Origin of the sequence: Paenibacillus sp. FSL K6-1122 (assembly GCF_037977015.1) — a bacterium.
Classification (GTDB): domain Bacteria; phylum Bacillota; class Bacilli; order Paenibacillales; family Paenibacillaceae; genus Paenibacillus; species Paenibacillus amylolyticus.
Genome location: NZ_CP150272.1, coordinates 3,525,723 through 3,542,503 on the forward strand (window position 1 = coordinate 3,525,723; position 16,781 = coordinate 3,542,503).

Annotated in this window: 14 protein-coding genes; 10 read left to right on the plus strand and 4 right to left on the minus strand. The window is 44.1% G+C overall.

Annotated elements, in window-relative coordinates; genetic code table 11:
- The first annotated feature begins 39 nt into the window (after positions 1 to 39).
- Entirely contained in the window at positions 40 to 396 is a 357-nt protein-coding gene (locus tag NSQ20_RS16100; RefSeq protein ID WP_340032952.1) for a hypothetical protein, read from the plus strand.
- Positions 397 to 452: 56 nt separating this feature from the next.
- Here the strand turns inward: NSQ20_RS16100 and NSQ20_RS16105 are convergent, their stop codons facing one another.
- From NSQ20_RS16105 to NSQ20_RS16115, 3 genes are all read right to left on the minus strand, one after another.
- Complete coding sequence (locus NSQ20_RS16105; protein WP_340032953.1) at positions 453 to 1,733, minus strand: glycoside hydrolase family 27 protein; 1,281 nt, start codon at positions 1,731 to 1,733, stop codon at positions 453 to 455.
- 108 nt (positions 1,734 to 1,841) lie between these two features.
- The gene (locus NSQ20_RS16110) at positions 1,842 to 2,723 is read right to left on the minus strand and encodes an AraC family transcriptional regulator (RefSeq protein WP_340032954.1); all 882 of its coding nucleotides are present in this window, start codon (positions 2,721 to 2,723) and stop codon (positions 1,842 to 1,844) included.
- Positions 2,724 to 2,750: 27 nt separating this feature from the next.
- Positions 2,751 to 3,362 carry a TetR/AcrR family transcriptional regulator gene (locus tag NSQ20_RS16115; protein ID WP_074095055.1) on the minus strand — a complete coding sequence of 204 codons (612 nt, stop codon included), beginning with the start codon at positions 3,360 to 3,362 and terminating at the stop codon, positions 2,751 to 2,753.
- A 138-nt stretch (positions 3,363 to 3,500) separates the two neighbouring features.
- Between NSQ20_RS16115 and NSQ20_RS16120 the strand changes: the two genes are divergently transcribed.
- From NSQ20_RS16120 to NSQ20_RS16135, 4 genes are all read left to right on the plus strand, one after another.
- Complete coding sequence (locus NSQ20_RS16120) at positions 3,501 to 4,262, plus strand: alpha/beta hydrolase (protein WP_340032955.1); 762 nt, start codon at positions 3,501 to 3,503, stop codon at positions 4,260 to 4,262.
- 257 nt (positions 4,263 to 4,519) lie between these two features.
- Entirely contained in the window at positions 4,520 to 4,954 is a 435-nt protein-coding gene (locus tag NSQ20_RS16125; protein ID WP_340032956.1) for a ribonuclease domain-containing protein, read from the plus strand.
- A 14-nt stretch (positions 4,955 to 4,968) separates the two neighbouring features.
- A complete protein-coding gene (locus NSQ20_RS16130) occupies positions 4,969 to 5,244 on the plus strand; it encodes a barstar family protein (RefSeq protein ID WP_340032957.1) in 276 nt (91 codons plus the stop codon).
- Between the two features lie 275 nt (positions 5,245 to 5,519).
- A complete protein-coding gene (locus tag NSQ20_RS16135) occupies positions 5,520 to 7,214 on the plus strand; it encodes an ABC transporter substrate-binding protein (protein WP_340032958.1) in 1,695 nt (564 codons plus the stop codon).
- Between the two features lie 118 nt (positions 7,215 to 7,332).
- Here NSQ20_RS16135 and NSQ20_RS16140 read toward each other — a convergent pair whose 3' ends face one another.
- A complete protein-coding gene (locus NSQ20_RS16140; protein WP_340020370.1) occupies positions 7,333 to 8,202 on the minus strand; it encodes an AraC family transcriptional regulator in 870 nt (289 codons plus the stop codon).
- Between the two features lie 163 nt (positions 8,203 to 8,365).
- On the opposite strand from NSQ20_RS16140, the gene NSQ20_RS16145 reads away from it, so the two are divergent.
- The 5 genes from NSQ20_RS16145 to NSQ20_RS16165 all read left to right on the plus strand — a co-directional run bounded on the left by NSQ20_RS16145 (position 8,366) and on the right by NSQ20_RS16165 (position 16,676).
- The gene (locus NSQ20_RS16145) at positions 8,366 to 9,883 is read left to right on the plus strand and encodes a glycoside hydrolase family 43 protein (RefSeq protein WP_340032959.1); all 1,518 of its coding nucleotides are present in this window, start codon (positions 8,366 to 8,368) and stop codon (positions 9,881 to 9,883) included.
- A gap of 7 nt (positions 9,884 to 9,890) precedes the next feature.
- Complete coding sequence (locus NSQ20_RS16150; protein ID WP_340032960.1) at positions 9,891 to 11,435, plus strand: glycoside hydrolase 43 family protein; 1,545 nt, start codon at positions 9,891 to 9,893, stop codon at positions 11,433 to 11,435.
- A gap of 130 nt (positions 11,436 to 11,565) precedes the next feature.
- Complete coding sequence (locus NSQ20_RS16155) at positions 11,566 to 13,251, plus strand: extracellular solute-binding protein (RefSeq protein ID WP_340032961.1); 1,686 nt, start codon at positions 11,566 to 11,568, stop codon at positions 13,249 to 13,251.
- A gap of 57 nt (positions 13,252 to 13,308) precedes the next feature.
- The gene (locus NSQ20_RS16160; RefSeq protein ID WP_036615921.1) at positions 13,309 to 15,066 is read left to right on the plus strand and encodes a histidine kinase; all 1,758 of its coding nucleotides are present in this window, start codon (positions 13,309 to 13,311) and stop codon (positions 15,064 to 15,066) included.
- Complete coding sequence (locus NSQ20_RS16165) at positions 15,051 to 16,676, plus strand: response regulator (protein WP_076253035.1); 1,626 nt, start codon at positions 15,051 to 15,053, stop codon at positions 16,674 to 16,676. The genes NSQ20_RS16160 and NSQ20_RS16165 overlap by 16 nt, the downstream gene beginning before the upstream one ends.
- Positions 16,677 to 16,781: the final 105 nt, after the last annotated feature.

Consider the following 16,781-nt stretch of genomic DNA (forward strand, 5'->3'; position numbering starts at 1 on the left):
ACCGAACAAACTAAGCCAAGAAAGTGAGGTCTATACTCTATGGAAAACGTGTCACAAGAAGATCAACTGCAATCCATTAAAGCTTTTCAATCAACCATCCGCAAATCGGAAAATGCCTTAGTGAATATGACTGAGAAAAGGAATAACACAACATTGTTACAGAAACGTCTCCAAGCTTTATACATCGGCCTAGCACTGTTGGAAAAGGTATGGAATCAGAAATCTCATCCCTACACGGAGGAAGATATCGCAGAAGCTCGTCTTGTCTTGATGGGATTGTTCCCATCTCTAGAGAACATGTATGCCAAGTCCAAAGAAGGTAGCCCACAAAAGACTCTTCTGGAAAGAAGAATTAAAGCATTTCATCAGGCCGTTCAAGCCATGGATACATACTGATGAAATGAGAGAGATCTGTCTAATGAACGACAGACCTCTCTTTTTCTTTTGCAAGCTTAGGAAAACCGATAGAGGCGCACACCGTGCACAGGTACAGTAGTAACTAAGGAATTCTCTGTTAATTGAGCTGCTTCATGGCTCCACAATTCGGTACCTTCGGTAATGCCGGACAGTCCGACCTCATCCATGGACAGATCCACAGGTAGAGCATTCTCGCCGATGTTGAACACAGCGACGTAAGAGGAACCATCTGTATGCTGGGCAGTCCACACAATAAGATCTTCTTTGCGTAAGGCTTCTCTGGCTCCGTAACTCTCGCGATGCATTCGCAGAACCTCACGATTAGTTAGCAGGGATAGTGTCCAGTCATCGTTATCTCGCAGTTCACCACCAAAGATGAGCGGGGAACGGAAGATGCTCCACAGTGACATCATCGTCAACTGCTCGTCAGGTGTGAACCGAGTCCAGCGATCTGCTCCACCACCGTCTACAGAACGGATACCGATATGACCCAAAGGCAACATATCACAGTCTGGCCAGCAGCCTGCTTTGGGAACGCCCTGCCACGTCCGGCAGCGGTCGAACATATCCAATAACAGTGGCCAAAGGTCCCAGAAGTCGTCCGTGACACGCCACATGTTGGCATGATCAGCCAAGAATCCTGAGTATTCTACTGGAGCAGGGCCAGGAGAGAGACTTAGTACCATGGGCCGACCGGAGCGCTCAATCGCTTTGGATATCATTTCGATCTCAGGCTGATGGGTGTCATAGAGCCTTGAAGCAGCAATATCGTCAACCTTCACCAAGTCAACGCCCCATTGTGCATACAGTTCAAAAAGCGAATCGTAGTAGGCTTGTGCGCCTTCTTTTGAGCTATCAACACCATACATATCTGTATTCCACGGACAGATGGAGTTCGGATGAGCAATATCGCGCGCAGTGGCGGTTGTTCCCAGAATCGGAGTAGCCGCATGTGCAGCTTGACGTGGAATACCACGCATGATGTGAATGCCGAATTGCAGCCCCAGACTATGAACGTAGTCGGCTAATGGCTTGAATCCCTGTCCACCTGCAGCGGAGGGAAACCGATTCTCGGCAGGCATAAGCCGCGAATATTCATCCATGATGAGTGGAACGAACGGACGATATTGCGAAGAATTGGCCAAAGGCTCGTACCATTGAATGTCGACCGTAATATAGCTCCAGCCGAAGTCTTTAAGATGTTCTGCCATGTACTCGGCGTTGCCACGAATTTCGTCTTCCGTAACGGCTGCGCCGTAACAATCCCAGCTGTTCCAGCCAAGCGGTGGAGTTGATGCTGCAAGTGTATGATTCATGGGAATGCTCCTTTATGGATTAATTATTGTTCTCGCTCAATTCATCATAATAAAGGATTTTATTAATATCTACAGTAAAGTTGAGTGTGGAATAGCAAAATATTGCGGTTAATCGAAGAACAATTTACGGTACACAAGGCTTTCTCCGCCACTGCGAAATTCACCTGGCGTAACGCCGGTTATGCTGCGAAAGGCTTTGATAAAATAACTTCCGCTGGAATACCCGACTTGCTCGGCGATGACTTCTATGCTAAGCGTAGTTCCACGCAGCAGTTCCATTGCTTTCTCGGTACGTACACGGGTTAGATAAGCACCAGGCGTCAAGCCCGTACTGGAGGAAAAGTGACGTATAAAGTGATATTTGGAAAGGGAAACATGCTCCGCTAGGTGATCGATACTGATCATTTTGGAGTAGTTGTTTTCTATGTATTCAACGGCTATTTGAATGTTTTCAGACCAATTCTCCCTGTTGCGCAATGTTGTTTTCTGTAATCGCGTTAATTCTGTCATGAACTGATATACGCTGGATGATGCGATCAGAGGATCAGTGATTCTGCCTGCCGCCGCATCAGTCACGATCATCCGCAACAGTCGGATGGGTGTACAATCAGCGGGAAGATAGGGAACTTCTCCCGCTTCACGAAGAAATTTTCTCCAATGGGGCAGAATAAGAGTGGGCCTGAACAGCAGGAACAGAAACTCCCAAGGTTCTTTTGATACTGAATGGTAGTAATAGCGATGTGGCCCTGGAATTTCTGCCAAAAAAGCTTGTCCTGCGGTTACATGATGAATGCGATTATTCGACTCAAATACACCTTCACCCGAGACTGTATATTGGAATAACAGAAGAGGCCCGTCCGAACGTTCGAGTCCATCCCAATGATAAGAAGGATCGGTTATTGAATCACATCCAGCCGCATACAGTACACATAGTTGGAGCTCCTTGTCTTCCGCGAATCGAAACCCATAGGTTCCTCTAGGGATATTCATGTCAGCTCTCCTTGTTGCCCTGAATTTTTACTGTGCTCCGCGAATGAAAATATCTACTAGCTTCTGGCCTAGAGAAAAGTTGGAACCATATTTATGCAGGTTATCTTCCCGATTTCCCATTAACATCAATGTCGAGAAGGTCTCTGCCAGGAAAAATGGATCGTCCGTTCGTAGTCTGTTTTCATCCATTGCCCGTTGGAAATGGGAAGCTAACACTTCATGAATCTGATGCTCCGCGTTGCGTATATCCTGAATTTGAGCTGGTTCAAGAAAAGGCTCAGCTTCCCTGAGCATGGTTTCAATCTCCGCATGCGGATTTCCCAGTCTGGCCTCTGCCAGACGAACAAGCCCCGACTCTAGATTCTCGGCTTGATCAAGGATATGCGAGGTTAACCGGCTCACATTCTGTAACATCGTTGTAAAGGCAACCTTAAAAAGCTCTGGTTTGCTGGTGAAATGATAATAAATGGTTGGTTTTGATACGCTACATGTTTTGCCAATCTGCTGAAGCGTGACTGTTTCGTAGCCATACTCCATGAATAACTGTGAAGCAGTTTGAATAATGGTTTGCTGAATTGAGATATCGTCGTTGCCATGTTTGGGTCTTCCAGGCAATCGTTTGGGTGATTTTTCTGTCATTGGACTTCCCTCCATGAATATTTTATGACAAATAACGATAGTAAGCAAAATCATCTTGTAATTATACTTACCGGTAAGTATAATTATGAAGAGTTAAAAAAGGCATATCATTATCCTCATACTAAGGTGGTTTTAAGGTTGAAAACAGCACAACGTTCTAACAAATGGAAAAAAATAATCATGTGGACCATCTTGTCCATCGTTATCATCGTGGCCGGCGTTTACGTATATCTCAATTCGGTTACGTATAGTCCCTCTGAGCGAGCTGAAACGGCGATGACAAGTGATGCTCAGGTTAATGTCGCCAAGCTTAAGGACGGTTACCGATTTGAACCCGTGGGTACAGAGATAACCAAACCGAATATTATTTTTTATCCAGGTGGTCTGGTTGAACCTGAAAGTTATTCTCCACTTGCCAGAGAAATGGCAGAACAGGGTCACCGCGTATATATCGCGAACATGCCAATAAACTTGGCGATTTTCGGTCAAAACAAGGCTGATTCCTTTATCGAGGAACATCCTGACGAAGCGTTTGTTATTGGTGGCCATTCGTTGGGAGGCTCATTTGCATCACGGTATGCTGCGGAGCACAATGAGAAGTTGGAAGGCGTCTTTTTCTTGGCTTCTTATGCAGATGAAGGGGGGAGCGTAAAGAATACGGACTTGTCTATCTTACAGATTACAGGCTCGGATGACGGAGTGCTTAACTGGGAAGACTGGGAGAACTCCAAAGCAAATCTTCCGGAAGACACGACATATGTGAGTATTGAGGGTGGAAATCACGGTCAATTTGGCTCATACGGCATGCAAAAAGGAGATAATCAACCTGCAATTACAGAAGAAAAGCAGTTGGAAGAGGTAGTTATAGCCCTAGAGAACTGGATGAGTAAATTAAAATAATGTATTAAATGAATGTATGGAATGGTAATGATCGTGGTACGATTTAAGTCGCTATTTTAGCGGCTTTTTTTGTTGTAGAATAAAAATAATGCTTCAATGGAGCAGGGTAACAGCTTTTATTGATTGAATTTCAATACCATAATAGGCTTACAGAATTGCTTTAATTACCACAAATCGTTAACATTAGAAGCATTATCATCGAAATAGTAGCAAAACGGAAGACAGCAAGAGCAAGAACATCAAAAGGAGAAAAGATTATGTTTTTCAGAAAATTTGCTTACACGTTAGTGATCATCATCGCTGCATTATTGTTCTCAGGTTGTACGTCAGAGTCTTTGCGTGATCTCGGATCACCTCAAGTTTCGGAGGATATGGGATTTGATGAGGTTGCCAATTATATCTCGGAGCACAATGAACTCCCACCAAATTACATTACCAAGAAAGAAGCAAGAGATCTGGGATGGGAACCAAGCGAAGGTAACCTGCGAGAAGTTGCTCCAGGCAAAAGCATCGGCGGCGACGTGTTCAGGAACCGGGAAGGATTACTCCCCAACAAAAAAGGCCGGATCTGGTACGAAGCCGATATAAATTACTCAGGAGGACGGCGCGGAAGCGACCGAATTCTATACTCGAATGACGGTCTAATCTACCAGACGACAGATCATTACAAGTCATTTGAACAGTTAAAATAAACGGAGGAAATGATATGAGCATCATTCAGATTAACGGAAACGACTTTCATAGCAAGGAAGAGCTTCATCAAATTTTGCAGAACCAGCTTGAGTTAGACGAAAGTTATGGAGGCAATTTGGACGCACTATGGGATGTCTTAACTGGGGCTGTAAGCATGCCGCTTACTTTTCAATGGATTGGCTTCGAGAAAAGTAAAGAAATTCTTGGAGAATACGCTGACCAACTAATGGAATTGTTGCGGGAAGTTGAAGGGGAGATCCAAGGATTTACGTTGGAATTATATTATTGAAAATTAGCCTTGGCTTTATGAGGCGATGGGCAACCATCGCTTTTTTGGTCTTTACATTTTTACTGAGACTCATGTCTAGATCATGCTATTTTCATGGCTTAATAATCAAGGTTGGGGTGATTAGACTTCCTTATACTTTAAACATGGAATAGGGTAGGCAGGGTTGTAGTCGTTTACTAACGGTTGAATATGTAAGCGTATACTATCTCAAAGTGAACCATCGTAATGTCTGGATTGGTTATTACGACTAACATCATTTAGGGGGCAGAAAAATAATGAGAGCCGTATCAAAAGTGCTAGGAGCATGTCTCGTAACAAGTGTTGTGTTAGTTTCCGCCGGTTGCGGAAATGCTGGAGAGAATTCCGAATCAAATACGAGTGACACCAACAGCCCGATCACATTTACCTTCTTCGGCGCAGATGCAAGTCCCAACTGGAACAAAATGCAGGATGCGGTAGGGAAGAAAATTACGGAAGAAACCGGTGTAAGCATTGATGCTGAATTCGATATTTCGAGCGGAGGCGGAAACGACCGTATTTCCTTGATGGCTGCAAGCGGTGATTATCCGGATTTGATTTTCCCCAAAGGTAACTTGACCAGACTCGTTGATGCCGGGGCAATGATTGATCTGACGGATCTAATCGAAGAACACGCCCCCAACTTGAAAAAGATCTACGGTGAGCACTTCAATCGGTTGAAATACAGTAATGACGATCCTTCAATCTATTGGATTCCAACGAATGGTGCAATCGATCAGGTCAGCTTTGATGCGACGAATGGTACCGCCATTCAACATCGTGTAGTCAAGGAACTTGGGTATCCTGAGATCAAAACCTTAAACGATTTCGAAAAAGTGCTACGTGAATATTACGAGAAACATCCGACCACAGATGATGGCCAACCCACAATTCCGCTGACGCTTAGTGCAGATGGATGGCGGCGAATGATCACGGTTACTGATCCCGCTGTCATGTCTACTGGAGGACCTGGAGATGGTGAATATTTCATCAATCCGGACACCTACGAAGCCGTTCTGCATTACAAACGTCCCGAGGAGAAGGAATATTTCCGGTGGTTGAACAAGATGTACAATGAAGGCTTGCTGGACAAGGACAGTTTTGTTCAGAAGGATGACCAGTATAAGTCCAAAATCGCCAGTGGTCGCGTGTTATCCTTGCTTGATCCAAGCTGGGGATTCAGTGATGCGGAAAATGCTTTGAAAAGTGCAGGAAAAGACGATATGACCTACGGTTTCTATCCGGTCACGCTAGATGACAGTTTTCAGCGGAAAGACTTCCAAAATATCGGCTTTGATGGTTATGGCATTGGCATAACAGTCGATTGTGAAGATCCTGTCCGTGCCATCAAATTTTTGGATTGGATGTCTTCTGAAGAAGGCCAAGTATTGAGAAACTGGGGCGTTGAAGGCGAGCAATATAACGTGGAAGACGGTGTTCGCGCCATCCCAGCCGATGTACAGGAACGTAAAAACAAAGACAATAACACATTCACCAAAGAAACCGGAGTAGGCTTGTATTACATTTTTGGTGCTCATTACGGGGATGGCGTCAAAGATTCAACGGATAACTACTATACAACGAATTATCCTGAACAGATACAGCAAAGTTATTCTGATGAGGAGAAAGAAGCTTTGAAAGGTTATGGCATCACTACATGGAAGGACTTGTTCCCTTCCGAAGAGGAGTTTCCGGTGAAAGAGTGGGGCGCTGCTTACAATATGCCGATTCCTTCGGATAGCGGGGATTATAACGTTGTGTATCAGAAAACGCAGGACATTATTCAGAAACGGATTGCCGAAGCGATTACATCCTCTCCAAGTGCCTTTGAAGACATATACGACAATATGATTACCGAACTTGATAATGCAGGTGCAGTAGCCATGGAACAGCAGTATACGGAGTGGATTAAAGATCGCGTTAGACTGTGGACGGGTAAAGAGATCAATTAACTGGCGTATAATTACAATAAAATTGTTTGCAGATCCGAAGTATATCAAGAACTTAAAGAACATCGAGCCATGCAGGATGGCTTGATGTTTTTTTAGTTTACATTAAATGAGGTCATCATTATCTTGGCAGTGCTTCCATTGCATCACGTCTTTGTTTGATATATCTACCGGGGGAGATGCCAACCATTTTGGTAAAACTGCGAATAAAATTGGCATAGTCACTAAAGCCCGATTGAAAGCATGCATCCGTAATACTCATTCCTTCAGACAGGTGGAATTTGGCCCGTTCAATACGACGACCCAAAATGTAGGAACGGATGGTTAATCCAGTATGCTTCTTGAACTGGCGGCTGATATAAGTACTGTTCATGTAGAACACTTCGGCAAGTTTGCGAAGGGTAATGTCTTGATTTAGATGTGTTTCAATATAATCCATGGTTTCACGAACCAGTTCAGGCATAATGTCATTGGGAACAAAGGAATTGTTATGAAACCAGACGTTAATCATGACCAACAATTGGGCTACGGCTGCATTTATTTTGATATCGGTGCCATAAGCATCGGAAGCAAGCAATCCTTCCAGTTCGTTTGTACATTGCAGCATCTGTTTCAAGTTATCGTCGTCTAAATGTACGATGTTGCCTGTTCCTTTGGGGCGATGGTCAAAACATGACGATAGATTGGTTGATGGTGTGGAAAGCTGAAATAGATATGTTTTTTTGAGATTGATTGTAATTCGTTCATACTCAGATTCATCCAGAATAAAGGCTCGGTGCATCTCCTCGGGTGACATCACAAGCAGATCACCAGGCTGTACATGGTAACATCGATTATCTACATAAAAGTGAACGTTTCCACGAAGAAACAGGTAGATTTCGTATGCATTATGGCGATGATAGATCGTTTCCAGCTTATACGTCGTTACGCTGTGCAGATATAAGAGCTCAGGCTGGATGGGATCATAAAAACACTCAGAGGATCCACTCATGAAGTACCTCCCGTCATTTCACGCAATAAATAGAGCGGTTAACGCAATGAAATTGTACTCAGCTTACCTTAAAATGTAATCATCCTATCATGATACCTTTTGTATTGCAAACGCTTTCTCGTAAAAAGACACAACTAAAAACGATTATAGGGGGATTCTTTTGATGAATCATCATTCTACACCACAAGCTGGTGAGCAAAAGCAAGACCAAGCTGCCAATCTGGAGCGTATTCCAGGGGAGATTGGAAAGCTTCGTTCCAACGGTAACCCTTTGGTGGCCCACAAATTTGGAGCCGATCCCTATGCTTTGGTATTTAACAATCGAGTCTACTTATATATGACTAGTGATAAGCTGGAATATGATAAGGACGGTCTTCCTCAGAAAAACAGCTACAGTTCAATCAACCGGATTACGGTCATTTCTTCGGATGACTTAATCAACTGGACCGATCATGGGGAGATCAGAGTGGCTGGACCTCAAGGCGCAGCAACATGGGCTTCACAATCCTGGGCCCCGGCAGCTGCTCATCGAATCTTGGATGGCAAGGACTGTTTCTTTCTTTATTTCGCCAACAATGCCAGTGGAATAGGTGTACTGTCTGCACCCACACCTGTAGGTCCATGGATAGACCCTATAGGAAAAGCACTTATTACAAGAGAGACTCCGGGAGTGGAGGAAGTAACCTGGCTATTCGATCCGGCTGTCATTGTAGATGATGATCATCAGGCCTACATATATTTCGGTGGTGGTATTCCACAGGGGAAAGCAGAAAGACCGGATACGGCAAGAGTTATGCGATTGGGAGACGATATGATCAGCGTTGTTGGCAAAGCGAAGGTTATTCAGGCGCCTTATATGTTTGAAGATTCAGGGATACATAAATATAATAATAGTTACTACTTTACGTATTGTTCCAATTTTATTGAAGGTGATCGGCCAGATGGCAGCCCACCACCTGGTGAGATTGCATATATGACCAGTGTTCAGCCAATGGGGCCATGGACATATCAGGGTACGCTACTCCAGAATCCAGGACACTTTTTTGATATTGGCGGCAACAATCACCATGCTATATTTCAACTATCGGATCAATGGTACATTGCCTATCATGCCCAGACATTATGCCAAGCCATGGATATTCCCGAAGGTTACCGTTCAACACATCTGAATCGAGTCGAACATGATGAGGCCACGGGTAAGATCAAGAAGGTACATGCCGATTATCAGGGTGTAGATCAAATCAAATGCTTCGATCCTTATCGGCGGGTAAGCGGTTCAACGATTGGATGGAGTAGCGGAGTATCAACAGAGCAATATCTTGACTCTGGTGAGATGTCTGCATCAGATTCGAATATGATTTCCGCTAAACTGCAAAATGACAGCTGGATAGCTATATCGAAGGTGGACTTTGAAAGTGAAGGACCCACAACCTTCACAGCCACGATTGCGAATCAAGGAACCGAAGGTACGTTAGAACTTCGACTTGATCGTGCAGACGGACTGTTAATTGGAGAAATCATTGTTCCGCCTGCGACCGAATCCCTTCACTGGATGGAACTAACAACTAATGTTACGGGTGCGAAAGGTGTGCAAGACTTGTATATTAAGCTTAAAAGTTCAACAGACAGCTCAACCATCCTTTTAAGAGAATGGAAGTTTAACAGACAAAATGAGGTGTAATTAAAGTATGTATCCGAATCCGATTATTTGGGCCGATTACCCGGATCTTGACGTTATTCGTGTAGAAGACACATATTATATGGTCAGTACAACCATGCATATGATGCCGGGATGTGTCATCCTGCGTTCATATGACCTGATCCATTGGGAAGTAGCCACATATGTATACGACACATTGGACGATACACCTGCCCAACGGTTGGTGGATGGTCATCACGTTTATAGTAAAGGCATGTGGGCTGCATCGCTCCGCTATCATCAAGGGATGTTCTATGTGATCTTTGTTGCGAATGATACCCGTAAGACATACTTGTATACGTCGACCTCCATCTCGGGAGTGTGGAAGAAACAGATCGTGGAAGGGTTTTACCATGATTGCTCCTTATTTTTTGACGATGATGAACGAGCATATCTCGTGTACGGTAATACCGAGATCTATCTGACCGAATTAAGCTCTGATCTGTCCGGGCCCAAACCTGGTGGAGTGCATCGCTTGATTGTAAAAGACGAGCAGCCTCATCACCTTGGTTATGAAGGAGCACATTTTTACAAGATCAATGGTAAATATATTGTGTTCCTGATTCATATAACAAAAGCTTCCGGACGGAGAACACAGGCGTTTTATATGGCAGATTCTCTGGAAGATGTCTTCACTGGTGGAGAAGTATTCAATGACGATATGGATTATTTCAATTCAGGTGTTGCTCAGGGCGGTATCGTGGATACGCCGGATGGAGACTGGTATGCAATGCTGTTTCAGGATCATGGGGCTGTTGGCCGGGTTCCTGTTTTGGTTCCGCTACACTTTGATCAAGGTATACCGGTCTTTGCAAACAAAGCGCCGAAACAGATTGATATCCCGAGCACGAGACCAGAGCACTGTTATAACCCGTTAGTGGGTAGCGACAGTTTCAATTATGAACCCGAAGAAGATGGAAACATTCGCCTCCGTGATTTTTGGCAATGGAATCATACACCTAATCATGAACTTTGGTCCGTTACAGAGAAACCGGGAGTGTATCGTGTTCGAACGGGACAGATCAGCCCAAATCTGACGTTTGCGGTCAACACACTAACCCAGCGTTCAATGGGGCCCGCTTGCGAAGCAATAGTTACGCTTGACGGCAGTCGTATGAATGATGGGGATTATGCCGGGTTGTGCTTTCTGATCGGTTCGTACGGTATGATCGCTCTTACGAAGCAGGATAACAAGTTTTACTTGGTCATGCATGCCAGAGATAGTGAGGATTCAACCATATTTGGCAATCTGATCGACCAGAAGCCAGCGACTGAACATGAACGTATCCCGGTATCAGATCCAGTAGTTAAACTAAAAGCATTCGGAAATTTTGAGAACAATCTGGATGAGTGCTCTTTTGCCTATTTCGATGGAACTGAATGGAGAGATATAGGGATTGTCCACAAAATGATATATAAACTGGATCATTTTATGGGTTGTCGAACGGGGTTGTTTGTATATTCAACTGAAATAGCTGGAGGAACAGCTGACTTTTCGAATTTTGAATATCGCGTGATTAATCCTGTTGAGTAACAATAAAAATACGAAAAGCCGCCCAATGGCGGCTTTTCGTATTCAATGAGTACAAGTTGTTGTACAATGATATGGATTAAAGTTGACAGAGAGAAGAGAGTTGTTCAAACCGAACTGGGGGCATGTCGTCATGTATAAGAGATGTCTGGACATAACAAGATGGACCTTCATTCTGTTCCTTGCTGTATCCATACCAGCAGGTCATACCGAAGGTAATAGCAAACAACATCATCCGCAGCAAGATGGGCAGCAGATTCAATTTCCCGCTACGTTTGAGAGGTATTCTCCTCCCATCGTGGTCTCTTTTGTCAGGGAAACGGGAGATGACCTTGAGCGCATGATTAGTCAGTTACCTGGTGAGACGATACTGGATAATCGCTGGACTCGTTTGTACGAGAAAGAGCTAGGTATTCAAATTCACTATGACTGGACTGCTAATGGGGATGTATACAATCAGAAGTTGGGTGTATCCCTTGCTGCAGGACGTTTTCCAGATGTAGTGAAAGTTAATCCATATCAACTTAGACAACTGAGCAACGCTGGAATGATCGAAGATTTAACCCATGTGTACCAAGAGTATGCTTCCCCACTTACAAAGAGTATATTGGAGGCGGAGGGAAGAGGCGCATTTGATGCGGCAACCATTGATGGCAAACTCATGGCTATTCCCGAATCATCTTCCTCCATTGAGACAGCGCAGTACTTGTGGATTAGAACCGATTGGTTGGAGCAACTGGGGCTACGGCCGCCTGAAACGATAGAAGAGCTTCTCCAGGTTTCGAAAGCGTTTACAGAGGAGGACCCCGACGGGAACGGAGAGCATGATACGTACGGACTTGCGCTAACAAACCATCTATGGGATCCAGTTATGGGAGCTGCAGGGTTCATGTCTGGCTACGGTGCCTACCCTAATATATGGGTTAAAGATGCAGAAGGAAACCTCACTTATGGAGGTATACAGCCTGAAGTTCGGGAGGCTCTGAAAGTACTGCAAACGTTGTATCGTGAAGGCCAACTTGATCCGGATTTTGGTTATAAAAGTGGAAACAAGGCGTTTCGTCTAGTTCAAGATGGAAAAATAGGGATGCTTTACGGCGAACAGTGGACATCCTTTATGCTTCAGAGCACCCGTGATAAAGATACAGATATAGATGTAGAATGGCAGGCATATCCCATTGTTGCCAAGTCGGACCGGAGCCTGTTCGTACCGCTACGTTCCAACACTGGGCAATACTTTGCTGTAAAAAAGGGATTCTCTAATCCGGAAGTTGTTGTAAAGCTCATGAATCTGCATCTGGACATCAACTGGGGGGATCAGGCACAGTATGAAACATACTACAATGACGACTCCCGAGCTGTGTGGATGCTTTCACCGGTAACTCCTTTTCCCGGTAATAAAAATATAGATGCATACAAACAAATTCGTGATGCCAGAAGTACAGGAGACTTCTCGGCTCTGCAGAATGAAGCTCTCGCCATTCACAAACGCATTGTGGCCTATGAATTGGAAGATGTAGAGAGCGGCTGGGGTTGGAAACAAACCTATGGGCCTTCGGGTGCTTTTAGCATTGCAGATTCTTACGAGAAGAACGGCCAACTTCTCTATGATCAATTCACGGGCGGAATTACGGATACAATGGTTGATCGACAAATTATTCTTCGGGATCTTCAGCTTGAAGCCTATATGAACATTATTCTAGGCAGGTCGATAGATGAGTTTGATCAATTCGTTGAGAACTGGCGCAAGCTGGGGGGAGATCAGATCACATCGGAGGTTAACGCGTGGTTTCGCGCCAGCAAGCCAAAGGAGCGCTAATGTTCACTTTATTCTTACAAGGAACCCACTCAGCCTTTGGCATTGGAGGTGAATGCATTGATCAAGATCCCTGCTAAATCATGGTTTAACAGTATATTTGCGCGATTAATAATCACCTATCTGGTATTTGTACTCCCCCTTATTCTTCTTGGCGTGTATCTGTATCATTGGAGTTATGACAATGCAAGTCAGGAAATATCGTTGTCAACGGAAAGACGGTTGAACCAATATGTGGTGGAATTGAACAGAGAGATAGAATGGATGGAATTACAGCAGTTTGATATCGTTGAGGATCGAAAACTCAATCGTCTAGCCATTCTCTGGGACATGATGGATCAGGTTGAGCGGCGTGATACATTAAATTACCTGACTGAACGACTCGCTTCATTCAAGAATAGCACTGCTTATATCAAAAACGTTCATGTACATATCCCTTCTGTTGGCAAAAGTATATCCGCGATCCAAGGCATCGATGATTTCGATAAAAGTTCTTACCTATATTTCAGTTCAGGCATGCAAGGAAAAGGTACACGTTTCACTGTGAAAGAGGACGCCTTGAACTTAAGTGCCGTCAGGCTGACAGGCACGAGAGGAGAACCCCCGCTTTTTGTCATTCAGGTGGAGTTGGATACATACCATTTTCAGAATGAACTCACACGGCTTAATTTGTACCCGGAGAGTTCAACGTTTCTGATTGAGGACAAAACAGGGCATGCCATCACAGATAAACATCAAGCTAGTGTTATTCTCGCGAATTACCGTGAGCACAGTGTAAAGGGTACACTTGATGGCTTTCGGATGAAGGTGGGGGACACGATGTACCATGTTAGTCAGTTGCATATGGACTCCCTGGGCTTATCCGTAGCTACATATCTACCCGAGGCAATTGTTACGAAGCCACTTAGCAAGTTCTATCATTGGGCTTGGCTGTTTGCAATTACATCATTTGTTGCCATCACGGCGTATCTCTATTCAAGTTACAAGTTAATTCATATCCCGTTGCTGTTGTTGGTGAAAAGATTCAAAAAAATGGAGGGAGGCATGCTTGATGTCCCCATTGCGCATAACCGAAAGGATGAATTCGGCTTCCTCTACACCCGTTTCAATCTAATGATTGAAAATCTTCAATCCCTTATCGATCGAGATTTTAAGAAAACATTGATGATGCAGCGGGCCGAGTTGAAACAGCTTCAATCGCAGATTAATCCTCATTTTCTGTACAATAGCTTCTTTATTCTGAATTCACTGGCAAGGACAGGAGAAACCGAACGTATTGAGCAATTCACCAACATGCTCGGAGAGTATTTCAGGTTCATTACGCGGAATGAAACAGATCATGTGAAGTTGAAAGTGGAAGTTGAGCATTCACGAATCTATACAGAGATTCAACAATTACGATTCTCCAGACGAATCAAAGTTGATTTTGGGTCACTACCTACTGAGATGGAACATATTAAAGTTCCCAGACTCATTATTCAACCTATTATTGAGAATGCCTACGAACACAGCCTTGAAAAGAATACGGACTCCGGTCTTCTAATTATTGGGTTTAATATGGAAGGTGCATATGCCGAGATCACCGTAGAGGATAATGGAAATGAGCTGGAAGAGCAACACATTCAAACTCTTCAACAACGCTTGCATAAGGACGGAGGTACAGACGAAATGACCGCGTTAATAAATATTCATCGACGTCTGGTCCTGACGTATGGAGAAGGAAGTGGGCTTTTTCTATCCAGAAGTGAACTGCAAGGGTTAAAAGTCACAATTCGAATCCAGTGGAAAGAGGGGGAAAACGAATGTATCGACTTTTGATTGTAGATGACGAGGAGATTATTACGGATAGTCTCTATGAAACGTTCGCCAGACATATACCCGAACAGCTTGATGTATGTAAGGCCTACTCTGCAACAGAAGCATTGTCCTGGATGCAACGTTCGAGAATCGACATTGTTCTAACGGACATCCGTATGCCGGGCATGAGTGGGTTGGAACTGACAGAGCGGATTCAAGCCAGTTGGCCGAATTGTCGCGTCATTTTTCTGACAGGACATAGCGATTTTGATTATGCATATCAAGCTTTTCAGATGGCTAATGTGCGTTACTTGCTCAAAACGGAAGGTTATGACAAGGTGATGTCTGTTGTAGAAGATGTGATGGAAGAGATCCGGCAAAGTCACAGCATGGTCGAGTTGTTGGAACATTCTCATAAAGTCAATTCGCAGCTTGCACTGATACAGCAAAAAGAGTATTTGCGGAAGTTACTTCAAGACTGTACGGCGGTTATAGATTCTACTATGGATATGCAGGACGAATTATTCAAACGAGATATAAGATTACAGAACAACTCACCTGTGTATCTCATACTGGGTCGGTTCAATAATTTGCCAGAAAAAGGTTCGGACCTCACACAAGTCCAAGAATCTGTGCGCATTATCGGCTCTTCTCTGATGAATGAGCGTACAGTGTGCGCAAGTGTAACGGACCATTATGGGGATACGATCTGGCTGCTTCAGCCGAAGCAGGAGGAAGAGATGACAAATGATAAACTTGTGCGATTTCTAGAAGGTACACTGGAACTGGTACAGGAAGCATGCATGGTCTCACTCGGCGTATCCATTGCTTTTTCATTAAGTAGTCGCAGTTGCAATTGGTCCGAGTTAACCAAACAATATGAACGTCTGAGATTACTCCAGTGGATGAAAATTGGGGATGGTGTATCCATGGTACTCACGGATCATCGTAATGATCTCTCATCTGATGTACCCAAAGAATCCATGCGGATCTCAAACCGGATCGAGATTATGTCAGGATATTTGGAAACGGGACGAATTCAGCCATTTTACGATATATTTGAGGAGCTTGCAGGAGAACTGCTGCAACAGGAAATTACGATGGAACGTGCCATGGAGACATACTACAATCTGGCATTATTATTGCATTCAACGATCAATCGTTGGGGTCTTCAACAGAAAATCCCGGATCAACGAAGCTTGCTACACTTAGGGGAGTATACCTGCATGAAGGATGCAGTACAATTTCTATATCGTGCTGCTGATGAATTAGTCCGCTACAAAAGATCAAATGAACAGGAACGCGCTAACGTTGTCATTCATTCCTTATGCAGTTACGTCAAGGAGAATCTGGAGAAAGATCTCTCTCTGGTGAGACTGGCAGAACTTCATCATTTTAATCCATCCTATCTGTCGCGATTCTTTAAGCAGGAAATGGGAATAAACGTGTCAGAGTTCATTGACGACTGCCGAATACGGAAAGCCAAAGAATTGCTTCAGAACACAAATCTTATGGTGCGTGAGGTCGCACTTCAAGTGGGGTACGAGGCTGCCCATTCATTTACCCGACTTTTTAAGAAAATAACGGGAATGACTCCCCAAGAATACCGGGAATCCCTTTTGGTACGTTAACGGTGAATACTCTGGAATTGACCAAACCCAAACAACCACAAAAAAACGCAGGAAGTAGAATACATCCTGCGTTTTTTTGTGGTTATTATCTAATTGATAAACAAG

Excerpts from the sequence above, each read along its gene's own strand:
- NSQ20_RS16100 (WP_340032952.1), top strand. The coding sequence starts at position 40 with ATGGAAAACGTGTCACAAGAAGATCAACTGCAATCCATTAAAGCTTTT.
- NSQ20_RS16105 (WP_340032953.1), bottom strand. The coding sequence starts at position 1,733 with ATGAATCATACACTTGCAGCATCAACTCCACCGCTTGGCTGGAACAGC.
- NSQ20_RS16110 (WP_340032954.1), bottom strand. The coding sequence starts at position 2,723 with ATGAATATCCCTAGAGGAACCTATGGGTTTCGATTCGCGGAAGACAAG.
- NSQ20_RS16115 (WP_074095055.1), bottom strand. The coding sequence starts at position 3,362 with ATGACAGAAAAATCACCCAAACGATTGCCTGGAAGACCCAAACATGGC.
- NSQ20_RS16125 (WP_340032956.1), top strand. The coding sequence starts at position 4,520 with ATGTTTTTCAGAAAATTTGCTTACACGTTAGTGATCATCATCGCTGCA.
- NSQ20_RS16130 (WP_340032957.1), top strand. The coding sequence starts at position 4,969 with ATGAGCATCATTCAGATTAACGGAAACGACTTTCATAGCAAGGAAGAG.
- NSQ20_RS16135 (WP_340032958.1), top strand. The coding sequence starts at position 5,520 with ATGAGAGCCGTATCAAAAGTGCTAGGAGCATGTCTCGTAACAAGTGTT.
- NSQ20_RS16140 (WP_340020370.1), bottom strand. The coding sequence starts at position 8,202 with ATGAGTGGATCCTCTGAGTGTTTTTATGATCCCATCCAGCCTGAGCTC.
- NSQ20_RS16145 (WP_340032959.1), top strand. The coding sequence starts at position 8,366 with ATGAATCATCATTCTACACCACAAGCTGGTGAGCAAAAGCAAGACCAA.
- NSQ20_RS16150 (WP_340032960.1), top strand. The coding sequence starts at position 9,891 with ATGTATCCGAATCCGATTATTTGGGCCGATTACCCGGATCTTGACGTT.
- NSQ20_RS16155 (WP_340032961.1), top strand. The coding sequence starts at position 11,566 with ATGTATAAGAGATGTCTGGACATAACAAGATGGACCTTCATTCTGTTC.
- NSQ20_RS16165 (WP_076253035.1), top strand. The coding sequence starts at position 15,051 with ATGTATCGACTTTTGATTGTAGATGACGAGGAGATTATTACGGATAGT.